General features: G+C 68.3%; 11 protein-coding genes. All 11 read right to left on the bottom strand.

The window, feature by feature from the left end; all coding sequences use genetic code 11:
• Positions 1-47 precede the first annotated feature (47 nt).
• The 11 genes from MQH10_RS03285 to MQH10_RS03235 all read right to left on the bottom strand — a co-directional run bounded on the left by MQH10_RS03285 (position 48) and on the right by MQH10_RS03235 (position 9821).
• The gene (locus tag MQH10_RS03285; protein WP_242562639.1) at positions 48-1316 is read right to left on the bottom strand and encodes an MFS transporter; all 1269 of its coding nucleotides are present in this window, start codon (positions 1314-1316) and stop codon (positions 48-50) included.
• Between the two features lie 185 nt (positions 1317-1501).
• Positions 1502-2782 carry a TCR/Tet family MFS transporter gene (locus MQH10_RS03280; protein WP_242562638.1) on the bottom strand — a complete coding sequence of 427 codons (1281 nt, stop codon included), beginning with the start codon at positions 2780-2782 and terminating at the stop codon, positions 1502-1504.
• A gap of 55 nt (positions 2783-2837) precedes the next feature.
• Entirely contained in the window at positions 2838-3305 is a 468-nt protein-coding gene (locus MQH10_RS03275) for an SRPBCC family protein (protein ID WP_242562637.1), read from the bottom strand.
• Positions 3302-3631: an ArsR/SmtB family transcription factor gene (locus tag MQH10_RS03270; protein ID WP_242562636.1), complete on the bottom strand. Its 330-nt coding sequence runs from the start codon at positions 3629-3631 to the stop codon at positions 3302-3304. Before MQH10_RS03270 ends, MQH10_RS03275 begins: the two co-directional genes overlap by 4 nt.
• Positions 3628-4074, bottom strand: a complete 447-nt coding sequence (locus MQH10_RS03265) for a VOC family protein (protein ID WP_242562635.1) — start codon at positions 4072-4074, stop codon at positions 3628-3630. The genes MQH10_RS03270 and MQH10_RS03265 overlap by 4 nt, the downstream gene beginning before the upstream one ends.
• Positions 4071-4535: a VOC family protein gene (locus tag MQH10_RS03260; RefSeq protein ID WP_242562634.1), complete on the bottom strand. Its 465-nt coding sequence runs from the start codon at positions 4533-4535 to the stop codon at positions 4071-4073. The genes MQH10_RS03265 and MQH10_RS03260 overlap by 4 nt, the downstream gene beginning before the upstream one ends.
• Before the next feature lie 69 nt (positions 4536-4604).
• Positions 4605-5057: a DUF1801 domain-containing protein gene (locus MQH10_RS03255; RefSeq protein ID WP_242562633.1), complete on the bottom strand. Its 453-nt coding sequence runs from the start codon at positions 5055-5057 to the stop codon at positions 4605-4607.
• A 31-nt stretch (positions 5058-5088) separates the two neighbouring features.
• Positions 5089-6306: an alkaline phosphatase family protein gene (locus MQH10_RS03250; RefSeq protein WP_242562632.1), complete on the bottom strand. Its 1218-nt coding sequence runs from the start codon at positions 6304-6306 to the stop codon at positions 5089-5091.
• 46 nt (positions 6307-6352) lie between these two features.
• Positions 6353-8059, bottom strand: coding sequence for a M61 family metallopeptidase (locus MQH10_RS03245; protein WP_242562631.1), 1707 nt, complete (start codon positions 8057-8059; stop codon positions 6353-6355).
• A gap of 142 nt (positions 8060-8201) precedes the next feature.
• A complete protein-coding gene (gene rplQ, locus MQH10_RS03240) occupies positions 8202-8621 on the bottom strand; it encodes a 50S ribosomal protein L17 (protein WP_242562630.1) in 420 nt (139 codons plus the stop codon).
• A 183-nt stretch (positions 8622-8804) separates the two neighbouring features.
• On the bottom strand, positions 8805-9821 hold the full coding sequence (locus MQH10_RS03235) for a DNA-directed RNA polymerase subunit alpha (RefSeq protein WP_242562629.1): 1017 nt from the start codon (positions 9819-9821) through the stop codon (positions 8805-8807).
• Between the last annotated feature and the right edge of the window lie 66 nt (positions 9822-9887).

The following is a 9887-nucleotide window of genomic DNA, read 5'->3' as shown; positions in this document are numbered from 1 at the left end:
GTTGGCCTTAAGCACAGCCGAGGTTTCGGGCGCAATGATGGCGGGCGTTAAGCGGGATCCGGGCCGGGTCCCGCCTCGCGGGTGTAGATGGCCACCAGCAGCCAGGCGATCAAGCTCAGGGCCGCGCCGAATAGGATGGTGACCCCCGACCAGGCAGGCCCCCTGCCCCCGGCGATGGCGAGCGCGAAGATCTGGGTGAAGGCGATGGGGCCGAACAGGCCGGTCAGGCTGGATACGCCCCCCATCGCCCCCTGCAGCCGCCCCTGCTCGTCCGCATCCACACGGGCGGTCATCAGGGACTGGAGGGCGGGCCCGGCGATGTTGGCCAGCGTCATGGGGATGTTGGCGATCCAGAACAGCACGCCATTGGGCGCGAGCCCACAGGCGACGAAACCGATCACTTGGGCAACCAGGCCGAACAGCAGGGTGCGCCGCTCGCCGAACCAGGCGGCGGCCCGCCCAGACAGCTGGCTGGTCACGACGATATTGACGGCGGCGAGCGCGCTGCAGAACACGCCCAGCGCCATGGGGTCCCAGGCGTAGCGATAGGCGGTGTAGAGCACGAAGACGCTGTTCATGGCGAACATGGCGAACCACATGAGCAGGAGGGCCGCCGAGAGCACCGGCAGGCCAGGCCGCGACACCAGCAGGCCCAGGGCGCCGATCGGATTGGCCTTGGCCCAGCGCATGGGCGCGCGGCGATCCCGCGGCAGGGATTCCGGCAGGACCAGCAAGCCGTAGAGCCCATTGGCGAGCGCGACGGCGGCGGCGGTCCAGAACGGCGCGCGGGGGTCGACAGCCCCCATCAGCCCCCCGACCGCCGGGCCCAGGATCACCCCCGTCCAGGCCGCGGCGTTGAGCCAGCCATAGCTCTTGGCGCGGTCCTCCTGGGGGGTGATGTCGGCCACATAGGCCATGGCCGCGCCTTGGGCCCCGGCGGTCAGACCGCAGAGGATCCGTCCGATCAGCAGCCAGGCGAGCGTCGGGGCCAGCGCCATGATCGCCAGGTCCAGGCTGAGGCCGAAGATCGAGATCAGGATCACCGGCCGCCGGCCGAAACGGTCCGACAGCATGCCGATCACCGGCGCGGCGAAGAACTGGGCCACCGACCAGGCGGCGACCAGCACCCCCACCCAGCGGGCGGCGGAGGCGACCTGGCCGCCCACCAGCCCCTCCACGAGCCTGGGCAGCACGGGAAACACCATCGAGTGGGACACCACGTCGAGGCAGATTGTGATGGCGATAAAGGGCAGTCCGGCCTGACGGGCGGCGGGAGGCGCGAACTCCCCCGGTGGGGACGACGACGAAGGGGGCATGGAAAACACTCGACGCGCCCGCGCCAGGCGCAGGCGGAACGGATCGGAGAGGGGCGAAGGGGTCTGGCCGGGCGTCACGCGCCGGCGGGCCCCGTGCTTAGGCCGCCATGGTCCCGTCAGTCGTCGTCATTTCCATTCGCCGATCCTATCCGCCCCTCGGGTTGTGGCAAGCGCGAAAGCTTCCCCTAGGCGAGCGTGCTCGCCGCGGCCATGGGCCGCCCGACCTTCACCGCCAGGAAGAAGGCGATCAGCATCAGGCTGGCGGAAATGAAGATCGGCAGGCCCGGCGCGTGCAGCACCGCGTCATGCCGGATCGCCCAGGCGAAGGATTCCCCGAACACCAGCGGCCCGGTGATCGAGGCGATGCCCTGCAGGCTCTGGTTCGCGCCCTGCAGTCGGCCCTGTTCCTGGGGCCCGACCCGGCGGGTCATCAGGCCCTGGAGTCCCGGTTGGGTGAAGTTGATCAGGGCGAAGACCGGCGCGGAGGCGACATAGGCCCAGCCGTTCGGCGCGAAGCCGTAGAGGGCGAACCCCAGCGCCCCGCCGAGCGTGCCCAGCAAGAGCGCGCCGCGCTCGCCGATCCGGGCCACGACGGGGCCGACCAGCAGGGTCTGGACGAGGATGCCCAACAGGCCGGTGAGCAGCAGGGTCAGGCCCACAATGTCCGGCCCCCAGTGATAGCGGTAGCCGGCATAGAGCACGAAGATCGACGGCAGGACGGTGTGCGACAGCTGGAACAGGAAGCCGGTGGTCGCCAGGCCCAGCAGCGCCCCATGCGCCTTCAGGAAGCCCAGCGAGCCCACCGGATTGGCCCGCGTCCAGTCGAACTTGGTCATGCGGCGCTCGATCGGCAGGGATTCCGGCAGGATGAAATAGCCATAGAGCCAGTTGATCGCCGTCAGGATCCCGGCGACCAGGAAGGGCAGCCGCAGGGCGAAGTTCCCCAGCAGGTGCTGCATGGCCGAGCCGGCGAGGAATCCGCCCATCACCGGGCCGATCAGGAAGCCGAAGCTGAAGGCCGCCCCCATCATGCCGAAGGTCTTGGCCCGCGCCTCGGGCGGGGTGACGTCGGCCACATAGGCGTTGGCGGTGGAGAAGCTGGCCGCGGTCATGCCGTTGATGATCCGGCCGATGAACAGCCAGGCGAGCGTCGGGGCGAAGGTCATGAACAGGAAGTCGACCGCCAAGCCGAAGAACGAGATCAGCAGCACCGGGCGGCGGCCGATCCGGTCCGACAACATGCCCAGGATCGGCCCGCAGAAGAACTGCATCAGCCCCCAGGTCACCGAGAACACCACGTTGATCTCGGAGGCGTGCGCGGTGTCGCCGCCGGCGAACTGCTTGATGAGGTTGGGCAGCACCGGGATCATGATGCCGAACGACACCGCATTCATCAGGGCGCAGGCGAAGATGAAGCGGAAGGCGGCGCTGCGGCCGGCCGCCGGCGCGGGATCGGATTGGCTCATTTATGGGGTCCCCTCGCGAGCAGCATGAAACAAAGCAAGAACTGGCGCAAGCCGCTCAACGGATCGATCGGTCGAGGCCGCCCAGCAGATCGCGCCACCATTCGGCCAGACGCATGCCAAGCGCCTGGTCCGGGAATCCGTGCCGGGCGACGTTGTCCTGCGGGATCCGGTCGAAGCCGCGATGCTCGACGCTGACCCGGGTCTCCTCGCCCACGGCTTCGAAGCGCACCTCGACCTCGGTGACGAGGTCGGGCGGAAAGGTCGCCTGGCGCCAGGAGAACACCAGGCGCTCCGGCGGCGCCCAGGCCAGGATGCGACCGATCTCGAACACCTTGCCATTGGCGAGTGTCTCGGTGAGCCGACCGCCCTCCCCCGGCTCGAAGGCCAGGCTGCCCGGCGCGCGCGGCGTGGTCGCAAACAGCATGTTCGGCCGCCACCAGACGCCGATCTCGCCCACGAAGGCGTCGAAGGCGCGGGCCGGCGACGCCTTCACCCGAAGGGCGACATAGACCTTGGAGCTCACGCCTCGCGCTCGAGGTGGGCCTTGAAGGCCAGCAGCTGTTCGCTCCAGAGCCGCTCGGACTCCTCCAGCCAGCGCAGAAGTTGGACCATGGGTTCGGGCCTCAGGGCATAGACACGGACACGGGCGTCGAAGGCCGGGTGGCTGTCCTCCACCAGGCCGGAGTCCTTCAGGGCCTTCAGGTGACGGCTCATGGCCGGCGCCGGCACCCCGACCTCGCGGGCGAGGTCGCCGGCGGAGTGCGGGCCCCGGGCCAGCAGGTCGACCACCTGCCGGCGGCAGGGATCGGCCAGGGCCGCCAGGGTGCGATCGAGGGCGACGGCGGTCATTCCCACCCGGTGATCTTAAGGCCCGTGACGGCCTCGGCCTCCTCGCGGCTGACCGCGCGGACCGGCTGGGCGATGGTCCAGATATGCCCCTCGGGGTCAAGGCAACGATAGGTGCGTGATCCATAGAACTGGGTTTCCGGCTCCTCCAGGATCACCGCCCCGGCCGCGCGCGCCCGCGCGCAATGGGCGTCGACATCCTCATCGATCTCGATGTGGACGGTCTGGGTGTTGCGGCCGCCCAGAGAGGCCGGGCTCTGATGGTCGGCGGACCACTCCGACCCCACCATCACCCGGCTGTCGCCGAAGGCCATCTGCGAGTGCGCGACATTGCCCTCAGCGTCCTCCAGCAGCATCGCCAGCTCAAAGTCGAAGGCCTTCGCCAGCCAATCCAGGGCGGCCCGGGGATCGCGGTAGAACACAGCGGCTGTCAGGGTGCGGGTCATGACAGGCCCTCCAGTTTGGTGGTGATGGTGTGACCGGTGGCCTCGGCCATCTGGTCCGCGGTCAGGGCGACCAGGGTCTGGCCGAAGGACCAGGGATGATCCTCTGGATCAAAGCAAGTGTAGACCCGGTCCCCATAGGGCTGGGTCTCCGGCTCCCGTTCGATCCGGGCGCCGGCCGCATGGGCGCGCGCGTAGTGAGCGTCCAGGCCCTCGGCCAGTTGAACATGGACGGACTGAGTGGAGCGCCCGCCGAATTGGGCGGGACTGATGGCGTGGCCACGGGGCGGGCCGACCACCATCACCACACCGCCCTCCAGGCCGAGTTCCGAATGCGCCACCCCACCCTGGCCATCATCAACGATCATCAGGCTCTCAAAGCCGAAGGCGCGTTCCAGCCAAGCGATCGCCGCGCGCGGATCGCGGTACCAGATCACCGGTGTCATGCTGGGCCGACGCGACATCCCCGTCTCTCCTGATCGGCGGCGATTAATTCCTCAATGTGATAATATTTGCCATTTTTCGCAACTATGTCAAGCCGGCCGACGGGGGCGTTGCTTGGCCGACACGGACTGGATGATCACCCGCCCGGCACGGTCGGGATCGATGGGGGGATCGGCCAGGGCGAGCGCCTGATCCATCAGGGCGCGGACGCCTGGCGCGTCGAGGGTCGCAGTCTCCTCCAGCACGATATGGCGCACGCGGCTGCCCTCCCCTTTCAGCAGGCCCTCGGGATCGGAGAGCTGGACGCCGCGGGCGAAGAACAGGCTGACCCAGCGGGGATAGACGGCGATGGAGAACACCAGCCCGGACTGCTTCTCCGTCGCGCCGAAGCCCACCGCCAGGGCGTTGTAATTGTCGTAGACCAGGATCACCGCCCCGGGCAGGCGGGCGCGCATGGCGGCGATCGCCGCGCGCGCCTGGGCCGCGACAGGGTCTGAGAACCTGGCGATGAAGCCTTCAAGGCGGGTCTCGGCGTCGTCCATGGCCTGAGCATGCCCTCCGCCAAGGTTGTGCTCAATGGGCGAGTGCGGCCTTGAGCGGCGCCAGGCGCCCGTCGCCCTTGAGCGGCGTCACTCCGATGAGCCGGGCCAGCAGCGGATAGACATCCACATTGTCGAACACCGGCAGGACGACGCCCGGCCGGATGTCCGGCCCCGCGGCCACGAACAGGGCGCGCATGGCGCGGTCATCGGGATCAAAGCCATGGGCGCCCTTGTTGATCATCGGCGTCTTGGCGTTGCCCGCATGGGTCTCGATCATCCAGCCCGTCTCAGCCAGGCAGACAATGGGCGGAATGCGCGGATTGGTTCCGAAGCCAAGCCGCCTGGGGACCCGCGCCTTGGACCAGCAGGTCATGTGCGCGTGCCGCCCGATGAGCGCGCGTCGCACCTCCGCCTCGTGGCCCGCCACGGGAAACAGATCCATGGACGAGCCCATGGTGATGACGTTCAGGGTCTCCGCGGGCGCCAGGTCATCCATGTAGATAATGCGGTCCTTCGACACTGACGCCATGCCATGGTCGGCGACCACGACGAGGTTCGCCGGCACGGCCCGCGCGTTGAGGCCGGCCACGAGGCGGCCAATCTGGGCGTCAACGCGGGTCACAGCCTGATTGAGCTCGGGACTGTCCGGCCCGAAATAGTGTCCGGCGGTATCGACGTCGTCGAAATAGAGGGTGATGAAACCCGGCCGCTCGGCGGGCGGAAGATCCACCCAGGCCAGGATCTGATCCACCCGGGCCGGCGCCAGGACGTTCTTGTCGAACATCCGCCAGTCGTGCGGTCGCACGCCCTGCACATCCAGGTCGGACCCCGGCCAGAACATGGTCGCCGTGCGAATCCCGGCGCGCTCCGCGGTGACCCAGATCGGCGTAGCCTGGTCCCACCAGAAGCGATCCCAGGCGATCCCCTTAGCCCCCATCCGGAAGGTCTGGCCGGGGCGGGCGGCGTCGACCATCACATTGTCGACGATGCCGTGGTGATCGGGCCGCAGGCCGGTGACCAGGGTGTAGTGGTTCGGATAGGTCAGGGAGGGAAAGGACGGTTTCATGCCCTCCCCCGCCCGCGCCCCGCGCGCCGCCAGGGCCGACAGCTCCGGCGTCACCCCGCGATCCAGATAGTCGGCCCTAAAGCCGTCGATCGAGATGAGGATGGTCAGGGGACGCTCGGCCGCGACGGCGGGGCCAGCGATCAGGCACAGGAGGGTGAGCAGGCGGAGAAGCAGGAGGCGCATCGGGTCTCCTTAGACGATCTCGATGACAGGCCCGAGACCTGACGGCTCAGGTTCCGCCAAGATCCCGCACACAGGCCGCCCGCTGCGCCGGGCTAAGGCTCTGCGGAACCGAGACCGTCTGAAGCTGGAAGGTCGCCCGGCCGGCGGGCAGGTACTGGATCAAACGCTCGCCGCCATCCGCCGCCGCCACGCGGTAGGCGATCGCCACGCGACTGTCGCCCTCCGTGCCGCCGACCCGACCCAGGCGCTTCATCCCGTCCCGCAGCCCAGCCGCGTAGGCCGGGCCGGCGGGATCGACGCCGCTGATCACACCCGTCTTGGCGCTGGTCTCGCCGTCGAACCCTCGGTCGAAGACGGGGATCGTCACGTCGCTCACAGTGAGGCAGGCCCCAAACACATCGGACGGCAGGCGCACGGTGTCGCCCCGGGTGACGTGGCGGGCGAGATCGGCCTCGACCGCGAGCCCCGGCGCCGTGGCGCTCATCATCGCCGGGAACAGACTTGCCCCGGTCCCCTTGGCCCCGCCGGTCCGCACCGCGGCGAGCTGTCGGCGCATCACGTCGTCGAGGGACAGACGGCCGCCGCTGGCCGTCCGGATGGCCCGGTCCCAGATCACGGCCAGAAGCCGCCCACGGTCATAGGGCGACTGTTGCGCGTTCTGGTTCGTCCAGAACGCGGCCATCACCTGATCGGCGGTGAAATTCCGCGCCGGCGAGCCGTCATAACGCGCAAGGACCTCATTGTAGCGGCCCGCAAAGTCCTCCAGCGACCAGATGCCGGCGCGCAGGAGGATGCGCGACGCATAGAAATCGGTGAATCCCTCGCTGAACCAGTAGTCCCGCGCCTCGTCCTGCTCCGACAGGCCGCCGACCTGATTGGCGATCCAGGTGTGCATATATTCGTGGGCGAGGAAGTGGGGGTCCTGGGCCGGGTCCCGATTGGTCGTCGACTCTATCGCGAAGGCGTCGCCCTTGCCCGTGCCGGTGGTCGAATAGGATCCGCCCTGTCCGCCCGACAGCGGCGTCAGGGTGATCAGGAACGGCGATGGCGCGTCGCGCCAAAACGCGGTCTCCGCGGTCATGATGCGGGCGGCCATGTCGGCCAGGGCTTCCGGCGCCGATGGCCACTGCCCCAGAACCGCCACCCGCAGAGGCGCACGGCCCAGGTGGCGCTCCACGACGGACAGGTGCTCGCCGCCCACGACGACGCTGTCGACGATGTCCGAGACCCGACCCGGGCGCCGCGCCAAGTGATCGAGATCCGAGGCCAGGGTCCAGCCGGCCGGTCGCGCGCCCCAGGCGAACCGGGCGGGAGCCGCCTGCCGCCCGCTTGGCGTGGCGAAGACACCCTCGCCATGGGCCATGAACCAGGTCGGCCGCACGACGGGCTCGCCCTTGGGATGGTCACGACCGGGGTCGGCGTCGCCGATCACCGCGATCTGATAGGACACTTCGAGTTGGGCGCCCGGGCGGTGGCGCAGGCGCCGAGCGGGCCCCTGGCCTGGCTCAAGGGTCCCGCCCTTGACCTCGATCCGCGACATCAGCCGCGACAGGTTCTCGGCCTCGGCCCAGTGATCGGGCAGGTCGAGCCCGGTCTCTCCGTCGGGATCGCCCTTGAAATCCAGCTTGACGGCCAGCGCGGTGAGCGCGCCGTTCACGACGACGGGCGTCAGCTGGTAGCGCACAGGCGCCTCGGCCGCCCGCGCCACCCCGCCGAACAGCAGCACCCCCAAAACGATCGCCCAAGCTCGCATGATCCCTCCCGCGCCGCCCGTCCAGGCGTCACGACAACCCTGCCGTCAGCCACCAGGGCGCATCAAGGTCCGGGAGGGCTGAAAACGCAAAAGCCCCGGACGTCGCCGTCCGGGGCTCTGAAACTCTGCGAGGCTGGAAGCCTTATTCGTCGTCGAAGCCGCCGGCGACCTGGACCGGACCGGAGTCCTTGCCCTTTTCAGCCGGGTCACGATCGACGAACTCGATCACGGCGACCGCGGCGTTGTCGCCATAGCGGTAGCCGGCCTTCAGGACGCGGCAGTAACCGCCCTGACGATCCTTGTAGCGCGGGCCGAGCACGGCGAAGAGCTTGCCGACTTGTTCCACGTCACGGACGGTGCTGATCGCCTGACGACGCGCATGCAGATCGCCGCGCTTGGCCAGGGTGATGAGCTTCTCGACCACGGGGCGGAGCTCCTTGGCCTTCGGCAGGGTTGTCACGATCTGCTCGTGCTTGATCAGGCTCGCCGCCATATTGGCGAACATGGCGGTGCGGTGGGCGCTGGTGCGGCCGAGTTTGCGGTGGGCTTTTCCGTGACGCATATGAAGTCTCCTGAGCCAACCGGCCCGCTTTGAGGCCCCGGCGCTCGCCGGCAGGCCTCCTACCTGATCAGTCCCAAACAGCTCCCGCTTGGGTCAACGCGATGCGCCGGGGCCCTTCACCGCTGTTGCGGCTTCGTCGGGCCCAGACCGCAGAAGCGGCCCGGAGTCGGCGCGTAGTCCGTCTTACATCTGGTCTTCGAACTTCTTCGCCAGCTCTTCGATGTTTTCCGGCGGCCAGTTCGGCACGTCCATGCCGAGATGCAAGTTCATGCCCGCGAGCACTTCCTTGATCTCGTTCAGCGACTTGCGGCCGAAGTTCGGGGTGCGGAGCATCTCCGCCTCGGTCTTCTGGATCAGGTCGCCGATATAGACGATGTTGTCGTTCTTCAGGCAGTTGGCCGAACGGACCGAGAGCTCAAGCTCGTCGACCTTCTTCAGCAGCGCCGGGTTGAACGGCAGTTCCGGCTTGGCTTCGCCTTCGACCTTCTTCTTCGGCTCTTCGAAGGTGATGAAGATCTGCAGCTGGTCTTGCAGGATGCGGGCGGCATAGGCCACGGCGTCCACCGGCGACACGGCGCCGTTGGTTTCCACTTCCATGATCAGCTTGTCGTAGTCGAGGCTCTGGCCCTGACGGGTCGGCTCGACGCGATAGGCGACGCGCTTGACCGGCGAATAGAGGCTGTCCACGGCGATCAGGCCGATGGGCGCGTCTTCCGGACGGTTCATCTCGGCCGGGACATAGCCCTTGCCGTTCTGCACGGTGAACTCCATGCGCACGGTGGCGCCGTCGTCCAGGGTGCAGAGCACATGGTCGGGGTTCAGGATTTCGATGTCCGAACCGGCGTCGATCTGACCGGCGGTCACCGAGCCAGGGCCCGTGGCGCGCAGGGTCATGCGCTTGGGGCCTTCGGCGTGCATGCGCAGCGCCATCTGCTTGATGTTCAGGACGATGTCGACGACGTCTTCACGAACGCCTTCCAGCGACGAGAATTCGTGGACCACACCGTCGATCTGCACGGCCGTCACAGCGGCGCCTTGCAGCGAGGATAGAAGAACACGGCGCAGGCTGTTGCCCAGCGTCACGCCGAAGCCGCGCTCGAGAGGTTCGGCAACCAGACGCGCCTTGCGGTTCGCATCTTGGCCGGTCTCGATCAGCGGCTTCTCGGGACGGATGAGCTCGTTCCAGTTTCTTTCGATCACGGATGGATGTCCCTCGAACGCAGGATCGCCGGACGCGGCTTACGCGGTCCGGCGCATGGGGATAGC

The sequence above is a fragment of the Phenylobacterium aquaticum genome, assembly GCF_022695515.1.
GTDB lineage: Bacteria > Pseudomonadota > Alphaproteobacteria > Caulobacterales > Caulobacteraceae > Phenylobacterium > Phenylobacterium aquaticum.
This window is presented reverse-complemented; position numbering and strand designations above follow the sequence as displayed.